Annotated in this window: 11 protein-coding genes; 5 read left to right on the top strand and 6 right to left on the bottom strand. The window is 35.8% G+C overall.

Annotation, left to right across the window (positions count from 1 at the left end; translation table 11 throughout):
- Positions 1 to 41: 41 nt before the first annotated feature.
- The 6 genes from MYP_RS04410 to hemW all read right to left on the bottom strand — a co-directional run bounded on the left by MYP_RS04410 (position 42) and on the right by hemW (position 11,740).
- Entirely contained in the window at positions 42 to 5,750 is a 5,709-nt protein-coding gene (locus MYP_RS04410) for an alpha-2-macroglobulin family protein (RefSeq protein WP_045459327.1), read from the bottom strand.
- A 179-nt stretch (positions 5,751 to 5,929) separates the two neighbouring features.
- Complete coding sequence (locus tag MYP_RS04415; RefSeq protein ID WP_045459329.1) at positions 5,930 to 6,583, bottom strand: hypothetical protein; 654 nt, start codon at positions 6,581 to 6,583, stop codon at positions 5,930 to 5,932.
- Position 6,584: 1 nt separating this feature from the next.
- Positions 6,585 to 8,216, bottom strand: coding sequence for a M1 family metallopeptidase (locus tag MYP_RS04420; protein ID WP_052429944.1), 1,632 nt, complete (start codon positions 8,214 to 8,216; stop codon positions 6,585 to 6,587).
- 41 nt (positions 8,217 to 8,257) lie between these two features.
- Positions 8,258 to 10,099 carry a glycoside hydrolase family 15 protein gene (locus tag MYP_RS04425; protein ID WP_045459331.1) on the bottom strand — a complete coding sequence of 614 codons (1,842 nt, stop codon included), beginning with the start codon at positions 10,097 to 10,099 and terminating at the stop codon, positions 8,258 to 8,260.
- Positions 10,100 to 10,185: 86 nt separating this feature from the next.
- Positions 10,186 to 10,563 carry a hypothetical protein gene (locus MYP_RS04430; RefSeq protein WP_081990396.1) on the bottom strand — a complete coding sequence of 126 codons (378 nt, stop codon included), beginning with the start codon at positions 10,561 to 10,563 and terminating at the stop codon, positions 10,186 to 10,188.
- Positions 10,564 to 10,618: 55 nt separating this feature from the next.
- The gene (gene hemW / locus MYP_RS04435) at positions 10,619 to 11,740 is read right to left on the bottom strand and encodes a radical SAM family heme chaperone HemW (protein ID WP_045459333.1); all 1,122 of its coding nucleotides are present in this window, start codon (positions 11,738 to 11,740) and stop codon (positions 10,619 to 10,621) included.
- A gap of 73 nt (positions 11,741 to 11,813) precedes the next feature.
- On the opposite strand from hemW, the gene MYP_RS04440 reads away from it, so the two are divergent.
- From MYP_RS04440 to MYP_RS04460, 5 genes are all read left to right on the top strand, one after another.
- Positions 11,814 to 13,550, top strand: coding sequence for a BamA/TamA family outer membrane protein (locus tag MYP_RS04440; RefSeq protein ID WP_156140316.1), 1,737 nt, complete (start codon positions 11,814 to 11,816; stop codon positions 13,548 to 13,550).
- Positions 13,551 to 13,575: 25 nt separating this feature from the next.
- Complete coding sequence (locus MYP_RS04445; protein WP_045459336.1) at positions 13,576 to 14,616, top strand: MraY family glycosyltransferase; 1,041 nt, start codon at positions 13,576 to 13,578, stop codon at positions 14,614 to 14,616.
- Positions 14,603 to 15,784 (top strand): DUF4271 domain-containing protein, encoded by a 1,182-nt coding sequence (locus tag MYP_RS04450; protein WP_045459339.1) that lies wholly within the window; start codon positions 14,603 to 14,605, stop codon positions 15,782 to 15,784. Before MYP_RS04445 ends, MYP_RS04450 begins: the two co-directional genes overlap by 14 nt.
- A gap of 15 nt (positions 15,785 to 15,799) precedes the next feature.
- Positions 15,800 to 16,588 carry a uroporphyrinogen-III synthase gene (locus MYP_RS04455; protein ID WP_028981158.1) on the top strand — a complete coding sequence of 263 codons (789 nt, stop codon included), beginning with the start codon at positions 15,800 to 15,802 and terminating at the stop codon, positions 16,586 to 16,588.
- A 142-nt stretch (positions 16,589 to 16,730) separates the two neighbouring features.
- Positions 16,731 to 17,771, top strand: a complete 1,041-nt coding sequence (locus tag MYP_RS04460) for a PorP/SprF family type IX secretion system membrane protein (protein WP_045459342.1) — start codon at positions 16,731 to 16,733, stop codon at positions 17,769 to 17,771.
- The last annotated feature ends 161 nt before the right edge of the window (positions 17,772 to 17,932 follow it).

Consider the following 17,932-nt stretch of genomic DNA (forward strand, 5'->3'; position numbering starts at 1 on the left):
TAGATATATTCTGCTTCTCCTTTTCATGAGTTTTATAGTAATTATTTAAGAGAAATTTCTCCAGCTTTAAACACTTCTACCCATTTGCCTGGCACAGTCGCATTGATAGAACCATCATACATTGCTTCTGCATATGTTGCAGGAAGATAGAATTTGCCAAGATATGCAGCATTCAGCATTACCCGGAATGTTTTCTTTTCATTTGCTTTTATATCAAAGAAGGTGTAGACTCTGTCGTCCCTGAAATCTCTGTAAGTTGGAGCATCAGCCAATGGAAGCCCCTTAGAGGTTGTTTCCTCTTCCTCTTCATTTTCCGGATCTTCATCTTCATAGTAATAATATCTTCTTTTCTTCTTTTCTGCTTTGGTCTTTTCTGTAAAGTTATCCAATCGGGAGTTATTAATCTCCCATCCTGAAGCGAATATTTGTTTTAAGGCCATTTGCTTATAATCTCCTCTGAGGCCAGGATTTGCAATAGAAACTTCAGCAATGAAGTCAGTTCCCTGCTCAAGTTTATAAACATCTATCTCAACTCCGTCTTTTGATAAATAGCGTACTGAAATTTCAAGATTGTTCTCAGCAGCTTCTTCCATTCCGGGCTTTGGTGTACCTGTTAATAATACTCTTGCATATGCCACACCATTGCTGGTGTTTTTAACCTGTAAGCTGAATGGGTTTACATTTGGTTTAAGATCAACTTCAGAAATTTTCATATCTGACATTGCATTAATCTGTTTGCCATTATTAACGGAATATGCAAAACTCACTTTTGTGCCGGGAGTGGAAACATTTGCAAACTTTGTAATGGCCATCAGACAATAAGACGATTCTTGTGTGCTTAACCATTTTTCTGAAGATAGTGCAGCTGAAATTTCTTTTGCAAGCGGAGCGGCCTGTGTTTTCATATTCAAGATGCTTAATACTTCCAGAATCATCGCTTTATCTCTTAATGTTGAGCCATATGTATTGTCCATCTCTCTGTAATCTTTTATAGTGAGAGAAGCAGTACTTACCAGGTTTTTGGCAACCTCTGTTTGTCCAGCCAAATGGTATGCTGCAGCAAGTCTCCATTTTGCAGGAGAAGAAAGACTTTTCGATTCTCTGAGTCTGTTCATAGCTCCAATTTCCGGATCACCTGCAAGTGCAAGAGTATACAATCTGTATGCCTGTGTCAGGTCATCATTATATGCTCCATAGTTCCAGTTGCGTGCTTCTTTCTTCTGGCTCTTCTTCCAATTGTTAAGGAAACCTTGAGGAAGTGCGTATCCTTTTTTCTCGGCTTCAACTATAAAATGTCCTGCATAATTAGTAGCCCAAGGATCATAATAATTCTGCCCAGGCCAATAGGTCATTCCTCCATCAGGTAGTTGAAACAGCTTTAGACGCTGTATACCTGCTTTAACATTTTTCTCAACCATTTTTTTCAACTCCTCTGTTGGTTGCATCAATTCCAGCACATAAAGTTGAGGGAATACTGAAGATGTTGTTTGTTCTAAGCATCCATAAGGATAATGAACCAGATGCCTTAAACGTTTGCCCAGGTTTATCGGAGGTATTACTGAGATCTCAAGTGTTGCTTTGTTTGTCCCTGCTAATCCAAATGGAGTGAAGTCTGAATTCCATGAGGCATTTGAGGAAAGAACATTTTCATAAACCTTAGTAATTTCAGTATTGCCATTTCGAATGTCTATGTCAACGTTATATTCAGCTCTTTCATTTCCACTAGTCGCAGTAACTGAAACAGATCCTTTTCCTGCTGCCGGTTTGGCTTTTAGATAAAAATTCACGACCTCGTCTCCAGGTTGATTAAATGTTATGCTTTTTGAGCTCTCAGCAACTGGTTCAAACATATTATTTGCTTTAATCGTAACATTGACATTTTTTACGTTTTTTGTCATAGCAAATATATTTACAGGTAATGCGACAGATTCTTCAGGTCCTAGGACTCTTGGAAGTGTGGCTAATACCATTAATGGTTTTCTTACAGGGACGGCCTTTTCTGCTTTACCATAAGCTCCATCAGGATTTCCCGCTACCACCATGGCTTTTACTGATCCTACATATTGTGGCATCTTTAAAGTATGTGTTGCCGAGCCACCAGGTGCAAGGCTGAATGGTCCTATAAACTTCACAACAGGTTTAAATCTGTTGGTTTTGTTTCCTTCGCTGCCTTTAAGTTCACCGTCACCACCGATACTTAATATCTTGTCTATTCTTTCTCCATAAGCACCTATGACATAGTCATACATATCCCAGGTATTTACCCCCAAAGCTTCTTTAGCGTAGAAGTGATCATGAGGGTTGGGTGCTTTAAAGCGGGTAAGGTCCAACAAGCCTTCATCAACAACAGCTAAAGTATATATCATAGGCTTACCGTTTTGCTCTTTGATGGAAACAGTGAAGTCTTCTTCCGGTCTGAGCTCTTCTTTCATAGTGATGACGGGAGACAGTATCGTTTGCGGATTTTCAACAGTTAATGGAATGATTCCATATAAACGAATAGGAAGATCATTAAGCGTTTGTGCATGTGGTTGAATTAAAGTGACATTGACAAAGATATTTGGAGTCATTGCTTCGGTAACTTTGAATTCAAAGTTGTTGTTCCCTTTCTTGGTCTCCAGCCATTGGGTCTGTAGTACTTTAGCTCCCGATTCAATACTTACCAGGGCTCTGCCTTCACTGCTTCCGGGAATTGAAAGTCGGACAGTTTCGCCTACATTATATTTTGCCTTATCTGCTGAGAAGGAAAGTAAAGCAGCTCCACCTTGATTTCTTTCTCTAGAGTTTCCAGCCCATCCAGGCCAGTCAATAAATACAATCTTTCCGGTGCTATGACCACTTTTCGTATCCTTGGCGCGTATATAAAAGCGGCCCCATTCCGGGTAGTTTACTCTGAATTGCCATCTTGCCTTTCCATTTGTTGTAACTACATTCTCTCTTATTAGGGCCTGTTTGTAGTTGTTATCCAGGTATGCAGAAAGATTCTCTTCACCTTTTTCCCACCAGTATCTCCATTCTATTTTATAAAGTTCCATCTGAATGTTTCTTCCTGAAACAAGATTTCCATTAGGGTCAAGGCTGACGATATCAATTGTATGAGAAGTATCAGTAAGGAGCATATTTCTCGACTTATCGCCCTCAGGAACTCTTATACCTGTGAAGGATGTAAATGGATAATAAGGCATTGAAAACCTGTCAATACTTGAAGCTCCTCCTTCTTCCATTACTCTTACCTTGAAGTTGGCTGTCATCATTCCCGGTGCATTATCACCGGCATCTAGATGCACATTGACAGATGCGTTACCGTTCTGGTCAATTTTTCCTTTAAAGACTTCTATAGGTTCTCCTTCGTATTTTTTTCCAGGATCATCAAAAATGAAATCAGAATATTTATTAAACTTAGTTTCTCCTTTTGCAAGTTGAACAGTCACATCAGTCTCAAGATTCCTGGCAACAGCACCATGCAGCCATTTTACATTTAGATCCCCTTTCATGGATGATCCTCCTGCTGTGATTTTATCTTTGCCAAAATCAAGATTTATTTTAAGCCTGTTTGGCATTACAGTTTCTATTTTTAGCGGATAGTTGAAGGTGGCACCCCCAACTTTAACAATTGCTGTCCAGTTACCTGTAGGGTCTTCAGGGGAAGTTGTTGTGCTAAAATTATAAAAGCCTTCCACTGAATTAGAGGATACAAGTTTTTTTACTACTTGTCCCGATGGATTGGCTAATTCAAAATTTACCGGCAGATTTTTAGGAAGGTTATGAAGCTTGTCTTCGAGAATAAAAGTTAGAAACAGAGAGTCTCCCGGTCTCCATACACCCCTTTCTCCATATAAAAATCCTTTAATGCCTTTCTGAACTTTAGCTCCGGAAATGTCAAAGTTGCTGACAGCTAATGCAGATTGATCATCCATCTTAAGATATCCTATCTGTTCTTCTTTTTTAACTTTAACCAGGAAAGGTTTCTTTTTGAGGTCAATAGTTAAAATACCTTCTCCGTTTGTCTTATCCTGAGAAATAAGTTGCTGTTGATAGTCATACACTTCTACTGTAGCGCCATCAACAGGCTTGGTTGTTTTAAGGTCGGTAACTACAAACACTAGGTTTCCGGAAGAGCCGGCCTTCGCAATTATGCCAAGATCTGATGCGAAAATGTTTCTTGTTACAGATCTGTATTCGCCATAGTATGAATTGTGGCAGGGATTATCTCTTTGAGAATAATCGTACTCCTCATCGTAGTAGTAGTATTCCTCACTGTAGTCCCAATAGCTTGATTCGTTTTCTTCAATGATATCATCATCATTGACTTCAAGAGTGGTCTGACCTGTAGCTTCAGATACTGCTTGTTCAGAAGCATCACAGCTATAAAAAATATCTTTTTTGTCAAAGCCGATTTTTATTTGATAGATGGCCCCTGGTTCTGTTTTTATTAAGCTTGAAATATCAAGAGCGTATCTTTTCCACTTGCCATAATCATTGGGATTTGTATTATTTAATGAAATGTTCTTTTTTAAAACTACCTTTCCAACTCTTTTAATCTCACTGTTTCCATCGTATCTGTTTACTTGAAAGAACTGCGTAACATTATTTTCGAATATCTTGATGATTTTTACATTAACGGATTTCAAGCTTACTGCTTCAAAAGGGAATATTAAGCCATCAGTGCTTGGAAGAATGACTCCTTTGCCGGTTAGTTTAACAGAAGGTTTTATTTCCTCAAAGTTAATATCAAGGTTTTGTGTTTTTCCTAACGCTTTACCTTTGATATTTTTAATGCCTTGATTTACAGTAATGGTTTTATTGCCGATTTGTCTTACCGGAGGGTATAGCTTTAATACATTTTCATCTTTTACTATATTGAAATCAGGAACATCTGATATTTGTATGAGACCTTGAAGGTCCTGGTTTTGATCAAGAGGGTCAGAGAATTGAATTTCCGCATATTGTTCTTCGCCTTGTACTGCTCTTGCAGATGTAATGGAAAATTCCCCTATTGCAGGAATCTCAATAGTTTCAGTGCCTTTAGTTTCTGATTGAATAGGGGCGCCGTTCCATGTTAAAACAACAGTTCCTGCCACTTCTTTTCTTTGGATCTTTTCAACCTGGAATCTATGGGTTTTTCTGTCGTTTTCGTGTGTCCAGCTAATGGAGAGTGCTTTACCATCCTGGCTTGCAGTTAATACTTTTTCTAGTGTCGCATTGTCTGTTACATCAGCAGTACTGAGTATTCCAAGCAATTTCTGAGAGGCAAGGTTTGTAACATCATAAGTCCTTAGCCCTTCTACATAGACATCAAAGGTCTGAGGGATGGTCTGAAATGCGAATTCAAAAGTCTGAAGGTCTTCAGGCATTTGTATGACTTCACCTATTTCAAATTTAGCCTCAAAAGATTGACCAGGATTAAGAGGTTCTTCCGGAACAAATTCAATAGTACTTTTATCTATCCATTTTGTAGTACCCTTAATTGATGGAGAGAATCTGAATAAGTCACTCTGAAGAGGAGTATTAATCTCTTCTTGTTTTACAATTTCAGATATAAATGAAACCCGAATAGGGGATTCCCTGGAAATAATTCCGCCAGTGAAAGAACTGACATAGGCTTTAAATGCCGGATTGAATTTGTATTCGCCTTTAGCTTTGTTTTTTGAAGCATACCAGTAGACGCCTCCGCCTATTGCTGCTATAGCTAATACTGAGGACAAGATAACTTTTATCTTACTGCCTGATAGTAATGTTTTTAAAGACATAAAAAAGTTAAATAATAGCTTTCTAAAAGTTTTATTATTGTTGTTGGTTTTAAATTTATATAGGTTAAAATCATACCTAAGTTAACGGAAAAGCTTCTTTAAAAGTGGAAAATAGCTAAAAAAAATTGCCGTCTTTTTCTAAGAAAAGACGGCAATTTATAAATCCGTTATGTAAGAAATTATTTACCGAAGCTGAATCTTCCACCGATACCTCCCTGACCTGTCACATATGGATAGCGCAAGAAAGCAATAAATACGTTTGCATCTGCAAAGAAAGTTATTGGAGCCTGTTTTAATGCATATTCGACTCCACCAACTACATCTGGGCCAATATCAATCGTGTGAACTCTGTCTTCAGCATAGTAGTAGTTTCCAAAGTTGTCATAATACTGACGCACAGGGACTACGAAAGTATTATATCTCACCTGTCCTCCAAACCCTATATGCCATGTAAATCCATCGATGTCCCCTATTGGGAATCTCCATAGATAATGTACCTGCAGAGCCATACCAAAATAGTTATAACCGTAACGGCCAGTATAATATCCGTGACCTCTATAGTCGTAATCGTATTTTCTGTCATAATATCTGTCTGCATAATGCGAACCACCCCAAACAGGGAATCCGAATACAAACTCCAGAGCTTTATTATCCATGTACTGTTTTAAAGTGACACCGGTTGGGTCTCCAAGTTTTAAACCAAGTGTAAGGTCATTTCTTGAAAATGCCTGATTCCCTTTAGAAGAACTTTTCTTCTTTTGTGAATATCCTGAAAATGAAATGCCAAGCATCAGGATAAATACAACTAATGTTCTGGTAATTGATTTATTCATGTTAGTTTAATTTTTCTACGCTAATATAATATAAGTCTGTGGGGATTTTAAAATCTTCTATACTGTTTTCTTCAATTTCAACTTTTTTGACTATGTTTTCTGCTATAATTTTTATAGTGTTTCCATTTTTGCTCTTTATTTTTATGGGAAGGGCAAAGTCTTTTTCTGAAGCATTCAGCTTGTAAATAAGGTAATATTTGCCTTTTTTCCTTTCAATTTTGTATTTTAAAACAGGTATAGCGGTATGTAAAAGATACTGATTAAAGAATGGTCGTAAGTTAATCATTCCTTTTTGAGAAATAAAATTAATGAGTTCATCAGAACAGATCTGTTTTTGTGAAAATTGATCCTGTATTTCCTTTAGGATAGAAAACCAAAGACTGTCATTGTCAATTACAGATCGTAATGTATGAAGCATCCATGAGCCTTTATAGTACATATCCGAATCTTTCCAATAGTGGTAATTAACATTTGATGGACCTTTTATTGGCTCACTATTTTTAATATAATTTCGTTGTCGTAACAGGTATTTTACAGATGTGTTAAAGTCAAATATACACTCGACAAATAATGCTTCTGCATAAGTCGTAAAGGATTCCTGAATCCAGAGGTCTCCATGATCACACGCAGTGACGTTGTTACCCCACCATTCATGTGCACTTTCATGGATAACGATATAGTCGTATCCGAGCATGTTTTTCCTGAATTTATTCCCATAGGAAATAGCGCTTTGATGTTCCATCCCCAGATAGGGTGTTTCAACTATTGCATAACCATCTTTAGGAAATGGGTATTTACCAAAATAATGTTCAAAGCATTTTAGCATGGGTTTTACCTGTTGGAAATAATCCCATGACTTAGCTTCGTTGTATTGTAAAACGTAATACCTAAGATCCAATATACTGTTGTCTGGTCGTACATACTCATCTTTGACCTCTGCATAATTCCCAATATTTAGAGTCACATTATAATTATTTATGGGATAATGGACTTTCCAGATATATGTATTAAAATCCTTTCCGGAAACTTCCTTTTCCAGATTTCCATTACTTATACATGTTAAGCCTTTCGGTACTGAAAACGCCATTTGAACACTGTCTGCTTCGTCTGAAGGATGATCCTTACAAGGCCACCAAAGACTTGCTCCGTCCCCTTCACAGGCCACACCTATCCAGGGTTTACCCTGAGCATCTTTTGTCCATACAAAGCCTCCTTCCCAGGGTGGATTACTTGCTTCAGCAGGACTTCCGGAATAATAAATGGTTATGGAATCTGATGAATTATTTGGTAGTGCTTTTTTAAAATTGATAAAAACAGCATTGCTGTCTCGTTCAAAGTGAAGATGCCCCTTTTGATGTAATATGCTGTCAATAGTAAGTCTTGAAGACAGATCTATTTGTATTTTGGCAGTGGGTTCTATTATTTTAAAGTAAATTGAATTACTGCCATTGATATATTTTTTATCGGGATCAATATTAAGCTTTAAGTTATAAAAGTGAACATCATAACATGTTCTTTCCCGAGAAAGGCTTCCGCGCAGTGTATCGTATTTTGTAAAGGATTTGATCTGAGATAGTCCGCAATGAAATGTAAACAGCAGTAAAAGAGTTATAGAAAAAAATCTTAAATACATTTTTCGGAAGAGTTAATATGGTAAAATTGGAGATAATTTTATTAAAGAAAAAATTCCGGATCAGTATCGGTTTTGCATACTTTGTCCAGCTGGGCATTGAGGTGTAAAGCTGCACTGATAAGGCCAGCATGGCTAAAGGCCTGAGGAAAATTTCCAAGATGTTCCCCCATGAACCCCAATTGTTCTGAGAAAATACCTACATGGTTTGCATATCCCAGCATTTTTTCAAAATAAAACTGCGCTTTCTGCAACTGACCTGATCTGGAAAGACATTCTACATACCAGAAAGTACACATGGAGAATGTTCCTTCTCTTCCTCCCACTCCGTCAGGTGCAGCGATTTCTGGAATATAGCGATAAACAAGGGAATCTGAAACAAGCTCCTTTTCGATTGCTTCCATGGTCTGAAGCCATCGGGGATCAATAGGGCTGATAAATTTGATAATGGGCATAAACAAGCAGGAGGCATCAACAGTTTTTGCGCCTTGGTACTGAACAAATCCTTTTAAGTCATCATCCCAGAATTCACTAAAGATGCTTTGATATATTTTATTTCTTTCGGTTTTCCATGTTTCAGGATATGGGAAAGACCTTGATTCTGCAATCTTAATAGCTCTGTCAAATGCTACCCAGCACATGAGGCGAGAAAATAAAAAATGCTTTATTCGTCCCCTAACCTCCCATATTCCATTGTCTTCTCTTTTCCAGTTATCTGTAAGCCAGTTGATTTGAAATACCAGATTATTCCAGAAATCATAGCTTATTGGTTCAACATATTTGTTATATAAATACACAGAGTCTAACAACTCTCCATATATATCCAATTGCAATTGTTGTGTGGCATTATTCCCAATCCTTACAGGTGCAGAGCCTTTGTATCCTTCAAAGTTTTCTAGTGTTGTTTCCAGTGGGTTGCTGTCGCCTGCTACAGTATACATAAGATGCAAATGACCGGGATTTCCTATATCACGGCATTCATGATGAATCCATTTTATAAAGTCTTGAGCCTCTTTATTATATCCGGTTTTTATAAGGGCATATAGACAAAATGCTGAATCCCTTATCCAGCAGTATCTGTAGTCCCAGTTTCTGTTGCCTCCGATGAATTCTGGTAGTCCAAAGGTTGGACTTGCTATGATAGATCCGAACTTTGCGCTGCAGAGCAACTTAAGCGTTAATGCAGATCGCTGAATTGCCTCAAGCCATCTTCCTTTATAGGTAGATTTTGATATCCAATCTCTCCAGTATTTTACAGTATCAAAGAATGTTTTAGTGATAAAGTCTCCCAGGGAAATATTTGGAGGATCTTCTTTAGAAATATCTTCAAGTATAAAATCAGCACGTTCTCCTTCTTTTAAGGAGAATTCAGCATATCCATCATTTTCCGAAATATGTAATGGCACAGAGCTTTTGAGCCTTAGCTTCAAGGGCGTTTCACCCTGACTTTCGAACAGTATTTCAAAATTGTGATTTTTTTTGTGTGCAGTATGTTTATCCCGGCCATAGTTAAAGCGGGGTCTGCATTCCATTTTAAATCGTATGTTTCCCCTAATACAGGACACTCTTCTGACTAGTTCATTGCCATTCACAATGCCTTCCATGGGCATGTAATCTGTAATTTCTCCTACTCCGTCTACAAACAGAAATCGTGTAAGCAAAACGTTGGTACCGGGAAGATACATTTGCTTATTTTTAACTTCTTCCTGAATAATAGGATGGATTTTGAAATAACCTCCTTCTCTATAGTCTAAGAGGGCAGCGAAAATTGATGGAGAATCATAATAAGGAAAACACAAAAAATCGATAGACCCATTGAGGCCTACAAGAGCGATTGTATTTAAATCTCCAATGATTGCATAATTCTCAATAGGCTGATAATTCATCCGTCTTTACTGATCAGAAATACCGTCAGTAAGGAGAACCATATAAGAGAAAATATGTTGGCGGATTTTGAAAGAGGAGAAATAAATTATTTTCTTACCAAAGTCAGAAGTTCTTTTTGAACTCCCCAGTCTCTTGCAAGTTTTAGAATGGCGGTTGCCTCCATTTCACTGATAAACCCTTTTGAATTAGTAGCTTCCCAAACCATATTCAGATAGGAAAGCTTAGTCTGAGTATCATAGGTTCCAATGGTTGCATTGAAAAATTCGCGAGCTCTTTCAAAAGCAGTGAAAACATCACTACCAATAAAATCTTCAGCCCATTTTAATTCTTCAGCCGCACTTAAATTTTGAGCTGTTGCTTTTAAAATCGCCTGTTCATCTTCATTTAAACCATGATAATTGAAAATTATTGATTTAAGAAGAAGAAAGGCCTTTTTCTGATCGCTTGTCATTTGGGCAGTCATACCACAACAAATATAACATTTTTAAATTTATTTTCCCCCATACAACTGATTTTCTTCATATGATAAAGAATGCCTCCGTGATTTTATCTGCTATCAATTTTCCCTTGGGTGTCAGCTTTAAAAAATTATCTTCTTTAATCATAAAGCCATCCTCAATGAATGATTTTGCAGTATCTATATAATAATTTACCTCAAGATTAAACTTTTGTTTTATTTCTCTTAAGTCACATCCCCATTTGGTGCGCAATCTGGTAAGAAAATATTCATTCGCTTTATCCAGATCTGTTAAATGTTCTATTGTAAACTCTGGTTTTGAGGTGGTTATTCCTTCAATATATTTATGATTATTGCTGATATTGTATTGTCTTGATATACCATTATACGAATGGGCAGAAGGTCCAAGACCTAAATAGTGAGCTCCAAGCCAATAACTGCTATTATGACGAGCAATGTTACCTTCTTTGGCAAAGTTGCTGATCTCATATTGTTCATATGACGCCTTTTCTAATTTGGATACAAGATCTTCAAATTGAAGTGCAACATTTTCTTCTTCCTCTGGGGAAAACTTCCCTTTTTTCAATCGTTTGCCTAAAACAGTTTTCTCTTCAATCGTTAGCGCATAAGCAGAAATATGAGGAATACCAAGATCCACAAGTGTTTGAATATTATCTTCCCACTTTCCTTTGTCAAGCCCTGGTATTCCATATATAAGATCAGCAGTAATATTGTAAAAGCCTTGTTCTCTTGCCTCTTCAATAGAGTTAATTGCCTTTTTACTGTTATGAGCTCTGTTTAATAATGTTAACAAATTGTCCTGAAATGCCTGAACGCCAATACTAAGCCTGTTTATACCAGCTTGTTTTATTCCTTTTAAATATTTTTGTGTAATGTCATCAGGATTTACTTCAATTGTTACTTCAGCATTATCATCAATCTTATAGTGGCTCTTTACTTCGTCTATAATTTTTCTAATTTCGTCGACAAGAAGTAAAGAAGGCGTTCCTCCTCCAAAGTAAATGGTATTAATATTTTCATTAATGTAGCTTTTCCTTTGTTTCAGCTCCATGCAAATAGCTTCTACCATTTTTTCCTTGAGTGATAAATTCGTTGAGAAATGGAAGTCGCAATAATGACAAGCCTGTCTGCAAAAGGGAATATGGATATAAATTCCTGACATTTATTTTCTTTGCAAAATTAATCCTGGATTGAAAATAGTAATTTTACGGTTTACTTTCGTTAGTATAAACGTGTTGAAAAACTTTTTAATTCTCTTTGTCTTATTCTTATCTTCTCTCTTTTCTTATGGACAAAGAGATAGCACCCGTATTTTTCTTTCCTTTTTCTGTGAAAATAATGGCTTAATACCTGATTATAAAACTTCGTTTAGAGATTCGATCAGTGCTGTACTTGAAGTAAAAGAAGTCATACAAAAATTACACAAACAAGCCTATCTTCAGGCTTCGGTCGATTCATTCGCAACTCATGGAGATACGTTGTTATCATTTATTTCTATGGGTGAGCAATTCAAATGGGCAGCCCTGAAAAAAGGAAATATTAATCCAATAATTCTAAGCAAAGCAGAATTCCATGAAAAGTACTATCATAATAAGCTTTTCAATATTGATCAGTTTCTTGAGTTTGAAAATGATTTGTTGACTTATCTGGAAGACCATGGCTATCCATTTGCTTCACTTCAGATCGATTCATTTATGATTGAAGGGAATAGCTTGTATGGTGTTCTGAATTATGAAAAGGGACCAATAATAGTTTTTGATTCTATTGTTGTTGTGGGAAGCAGTAAGGTCAAGACCAGGTATCTTATGCGTGAACTTCATATTGAAAAAGGACAGCCATTTAGCCAGAAAAAGGTACTAGAAGCTGATAAAATAATATCCGCACTCGGTTTTGTAAGGGTCGCCAGACCTCCAGTTGTAGAGTTCAGAAGTGGAAAGGCAACTGTAACTATATTTTTGGAAGATAAGAAAATCAATCAGGCAGATGGTATTATTGGTTTTCTGCCAAATGAAGGCGGGGGAAAAAAAATACTGATTACTGGAGAGCTCAATTTGAACCTTAAAAATGTATTTGGTACAGGAAAAGGCGTGTTGTTGGAATGGAAGAAATTAAAAGCTTCTTCTCAGACGCTGAATACTGCCTATTACCACCCAAAGCTGCTGGGCTCAAATCTTGATCTTCGTTTGAATTTTAATTTGTTGAATCAGGATAGCTTATTCCTTACAGTATATCGAGGAATAAACGTGTCAAGTGCTTTGTCGGTAAGATCAAGAGTTAGTTTTTTTACAGGACTCAAGACTTCTAGACAGTTTTCCAGTTATTTAGGGACTGATACTACTCTTTTACTAATGTCAGATTATAATTATTATACCTATGGACTAAGTTATAATTGGAATAATCTGGATGATATATTTTATCCTCATAAGGGTTGGATTTTTGATGTACAGCTTTCTCTCGGAAATAAAGTTTTAAGGGAGAATGCATTAGTTAAGCGTGAATTGTATGATCAGCTTGACAAAAAATCTATCCAATATTCATGTAATATTTTAGTAAACAGATTCTTTGCGTTGAAAGCCAAGTCAGTAATATTTACAAAGCTTGAAGCTGCGAAGATTTTTAATGACAAAAACACCTTGTTTATTAATGACTTATACAGGGTAGGAGGACTTAAATCTTTAAGAGGATTTAATGAATTGAATTACTATGCATCAACATTTGGGATTGCCTCCGTCGAATACCGGTATTTTACGGATCCAACGTCTTATTTGCTCGTATTTTATGATCAGGGATATGTGTCGAATGCTGTAAATCCTTCGTTTAAGGACGACTTCCCATTTGGTTTTGGACTAGGCGTGTCTTTCACAACAGGAGCAGGTGTATTTAATTTCGTTTATTCTCTTGGGCAATCCAGAGAACAGAAATTAAGTTTGAATCTTTCTAAGGTTCATTTTGGTATAATTAGCAGGTTTTAGTTATTTTGTTTCTTTCTCAAAGTGCATGCTTTATAATTCAGTCCTTTCGTTTTGTTGGGCCTTTCTGATCGCAGTATTTGCAATTCCATCAATAATTTATGTTGCGCACATCAAAAAATTATTGGATGAACCAAATTTACGCACCGTCCACGAATCTTTGACCCCCCGTTTGGGAGGACTAGCGATCTTTGCAGGATTTATGTCGGCATTAACCATTTTCGGCTCACTGGAAAATGGTGTACAACAAGTTTTGGCAGGTTCCATAATCATATTTTTTATTGGATTAAAAGATGATGTTGTTCCCGTTTCTGCATTTAAGAAGTTTTTTGTTCAGGTACTTGCAGCAGGTATTGTAATGTTTGTTGCAGATATAAGAATATCGGACTTTAAAGGTATGCTGGGATTATATGAAGTAGATCATGGTATTAGTTATGTCGTGACTTTTCTTGTAATTATAGGTATTACAAATGCTATTAACCTCATTGATGGCGTTGATGGACTTGCAGGAGTAATTGTAATGATTATCACTTCTGCATTTGGAGTTTATTTTTATTTGTATGGAGGAGAAGCCTTTGGTGAATATTCTTATGTCGCGTTTAGCTTATTGGGTTCAATAATAGGATTTTTAAGGTATAACTTTCACAAAGCTATTATATTTATGGGGGATACTGGTTCTTTGGTATCTGGATTCATTTTATCAATTTTGGGAATACAGTTTGTAAGAATGGAGGCATTTGACGCTTCTCCATCCATTGCAATTGCAGTATTAATAATTCCCATTATGGATACTCTTAGAGTTTTTATGCTAAGGATTCTAAATGGGGCATCTCCTTTCTCTCCGGATAAAAATCATATTCACCATAGACTTATGGATCTTGGCTTTTCTCAAGTAATGACAGTATTTTTACTTGCTTTGATTAACCTTTTTGCCATATTAGGAGTTAATGTCTTTTCTAATCTGGAAAATAACTATTTACTATTTTTAATGGTAGGATATGGTTTTTTAGTTACAGGAGTAATTGAAATCTTTTATTTGAGATCAAAGAGAGAAAATGCTAGTGCATAAATCTAAAAACATAATAGGCAACATTAAGAGTATTTTATTTTTAATTTTGGCAACCTTGCTTCCTCAATGGGGTAATTCTGCTGAAAATGAATTTAAAATTGTAAAAGATCTAAGCTCAGATTGGAAAATTTATAATGCAGATATTAATGGTTATGTCCCTTTCATAAGAGAAAAATCCCAAAAAAGCCATTTCGTTTTTCAATGGATCAATCTGGATAAATATGCTAATTATCACCTTCGGGTAAAGGCAGCTCCTAAGTTATCTTTGTTTGTAAATAATAAATTGTATTATACAAATATAGAAACTAAATATCAGGATATTGCCATTCCCGTAAAAGACCTTCTAAACAATGCTACGATAAGCAGGAAGGATTTACTTACCATATATCAACCGGACGCTTCATTTAATGAAGGAGCTGTTTTTATAGGCTATTTTCCTGAAAAAGAAGTAGAATTAGCGCCCGCAATTAAAATAGAGGCTAAAAGGCAAAATTTTCTAGGAGACTTGGTGATGGCGCTTTTTATAAGTTCATTTGCCATTATTGCAATTTTGAAAAACAGATTTCCCAAATCGTTTTCTCTCTTTTTTCAAAAATCTGAATTTTCACTAAGCGCTTCAGAAGAGTTGTTGAATAGTCGTATTATTGATTTTCCACTCTTGCTGGTTATTATTTTAAACGCATTTTCTCTTAGTATTCTGATATTTTCAAACAAAGAAAGCGAAAACTTTGTAAAATTTCTTACGTTAGTCAAAACCCCGAATTTGTCTTTATTCTCACAGTTTGCATTGTCAACTTTGGTGATAATCTTTCTTATTATAATTAAATATTTATTAATTACCTTCCTCGGTTGGATATTTGACCTTAATAGACTCATTACCCTTCATTTTTATGAGTTTTTATCTATTATGCTCAAAGTCAATCTTTTTGTGGTTCCAGTTGTTTTAATTTTGTTATCAATTAATAATTTTCATCCATTTATGTCCATAACGGCTCTGACAATTATTTTATTGATAATCTTCTTTCTGTTAATACTAAAGGTTTCCTATATCATATTTAAGTTTTCCAACTATAGAAATCTTTATTTATTTTCTTACCTTTGTATCAGTGAAATACTGCCTTTTATTGTAATTACTAAACTATTGGCATCTGACGTTATAAAATATTAATAAGGTATTGAGATAATGAGTGAAATTAAAGAAAAAGAGCTAAAGGATAGATATACAAAAGTATCAAGTATCTTAGTAACACAACCCAAACCGACAGACGATAAGTCGCCTTATTACGGTTTAGCTGAGAAGTATAAACTGAAAATTGATTTTAGGCCGTTTATTGAGATTAAGGCGCTCGATTTCAAAGAGTTTAAAAAGCAAAAGATAGAGATACTCGCACATTCCGCAGTTATCTTCACAAGCCGTAATGCAGTTGATAATTTTTTTAGGCTTTGTGCGGAGGGAAGAATAGAAGTGCCGGCAGAAATGAAATATTTTTGTATTTCTGAGCAAACAGCAAACTACCTTCAGAAGTATATAGTAATTAGAAAGAGAAAGATTTTTGTAGGTCAAAAAACTGCAAAAGATCTTGAGGAAATTCTGAAAAAGCATAAAAACGAATTCTATTTATATCCTTGTTCCAATATCAGAAAAGAGGAAATTCCTTTATTTCTTAAAGATAACGGGTTTAAATTCAGCGAAGCAGTAATTTATGAGACAGTTCCTAGTGATTTGTCTGACCTTGCTGAAGTTAATTATGATATAATAGCATTCTTTAGTCCTTCAGGGATTAACTCACTATTTACCAATTTTCCTGAATTCAAGCAGAATAAAACAAGGATAGCGGCATTTGGTCCTACTACGGCAAAGGCGGTTAAAGATGCAGGATTAATATTGGACATTGAAGCTCCGCTACCCAATGCGCCATCAATGACCGGAGCCTTAGAGCTATATATAAAGAAAGCCAATAACATTAAGTAAAATTATCCGTAAGAGGTAAGGCAACCTAGTTATCAAAATCCCTCATTGGAGAAGAAGTGTTTATTTCTTTTTTAATTTTATTTATATTTAATTTAAAAATATTTAGTTTTGAAACTGGATTTATTATCCCAAGGTGTCTTTTATGAAAAGAATTAAACTATCTGTGTTTTTCTTTCTGATCTTTGTATCTGCTGGTTTTGCTCAACAGGATGCTCAGTTCAGTCAGTATATGTTCAATACCCTTTATTATAATCCGGGTTTTGCTGGTACTGAAGGACTAACGAGATTTACCCTTCTGAACAGGGTTCAATGGCTTGCATATCAGCCAACACAATATAGAGGTTCTGCACCATATAGTACGGTATTAAGTGGCTCTTCTCTACTTCCCTTTTTTAATAAGAGGATGGGTTTGGGCGTACATCTGGTAAATGATAATCTTGGTCCACTTAATAATACAGAGTTTCAGCTTTCAGGTTCTTACCATTTTAAAATTAAAGAAGGCGTATTGGGTGTTGGTGCTCGTGCTGGTGTCTACTCAACCAGAGTGAGAACTGATTGGTACAAAGTTGTGCAGGAGAACGATCCTATTTATGAAGATCTTACTAGAGATGGCATTAATAGAATACGTCAGACAAAACCAGATTTTGGCGTAGGTTTTTGGTATCAGAGTAAAAAATTCAGCGGAGGAGTAAGTTTTGACCATTTGGGTGAAACCAAACTTTCTTACAAATCCGATGTGATTAATTCGAAATTGGCAAATCACCTTTATATTAGTGGTTCTTATAATTTTGATATAGGCCCTACTCTTAAGATAACACCTTCTGCATTTTTTCAGACAGATATGAACCAGCTTACATACCTATTTGGAGCATTGGGGACATATAATGAAAAATTCTGGTTGGGCCTGAATGCGCGTCAGTCTTTTGCGAAAAGAGATGTAGATCAGGGTGGCAAAACGCTTTCCAACGATGATATAATATTATATGTTGGAATAAACCTTTTGAAGAATAAACAAAATATGAATGCGTTAAGAGTCGGTTATGCATTTGATTTTGTAACAAACGGCGTAAAAGCCAAAAAAAGAACATCCCACGAGATTATGCTTTCCTATATAGTTCCGACACCTTGGGAATTACCTAAACCTAAGATCAGAACGCCAAGATACAGGCACGAAGAAAATTAACAAAATTTTGGAATATTGAAATTTTTTATAGAACTTGTACAACATTTCTAAACATTTTATCAATTATTTGAGTTTTTTTTGGACTTTTATAATTGAGATGAAAAAAGTTCGTTTAAGAAATAAAAATTTAGTAATTTAAAACACAATTTATTATCAAAAAA

The sequence above is a fragment of the Sporocytophaga myxococcoides genome, assembly GCF_000775915.1.
Classification (GTDB): Bacteria; Bacteroidota; Bacteroidia; order Cytophagales; family Cytophagaceae; genus Sporocytophaga; species Sporocytophaga myxococcoides_A.

What these genes read in the sequence shown, in the direction of transcription:
- MYP_RS04410 (WP_045459327.1), bottom strand. Translation starts at nt 5,750, where the DNA reads ATGTCTTTAAAAACATTACTATCAGGCAGTAAGATAAAAGTTATCTTG.
- MYP_RS04415 (WP_045459329.1), bottom strand. Translation starts at nt 6,583, where the DNA reads ATGAATAAATCAATTACCAGAACATTAGTTGTATTTATCCTGATGCTT.
- MYP_RS04420 (WP_052429944.1), bottom strand. Translation starts at nt 8,216, where the DNA reads ATGTATTTAAGATTTTTTTCTATAACTCTTTTACTGCTGTTTACATTT.
- MYP_RS04425 (WP_045459331.1), bottom strand. Translation starts at nt 10,099, where the DNA reads ATGAATTATCAGCCTATTGAGAATTATGCAATCATTGGAGATTTAAAT.
- MYP_RS04430 (WP_081990396.1), bottom strand. Translation starts at nt 10,563, where the DNA reads ATGACTGCCCAAATGACAAGCGATCAGAAAAAGGCCTTTCTTCTTCTT.
- hemW (WP_045459333.1), bottom strand. Translation starts at nt 11,740, where the DNA reads ATGTCAGGAATTTATATCCATATTCCCTTTTGCAGACAGGCTTGTCAT.
- MYP_RS04445 (WP_045459336.1), top strand. Translation starts at nt 13,576, where the DNA reads ATGCTTTATAATTCAGTCCTTTCGTTTTGTTGGGCCTTTCTGATCGCA.
- MYP_RS04450 (WP_045459339.1), top strand. Translation starts at nt 14,603, where the DNA reads ATGCTAGTGCATAAATCTAAAAACATAATAGGCAACATTAAGAGTATT.
- MYP_RS04455 (WP_028981158.1), top strand. Translation starts at nt 15,800, where the DNA reads ATGAGTGAAATTAAAGAAAAAGAGCTAAAGGATAGATATACAAAAGTA.
- MYP_RS04460 (WP_045459342.1), top strand. Translation starts at nt 16,731, where the DNA reads ATGAAAAGAATTAAACTATCTGTGTTTTTCTTTCTGATCTTTGTATCT.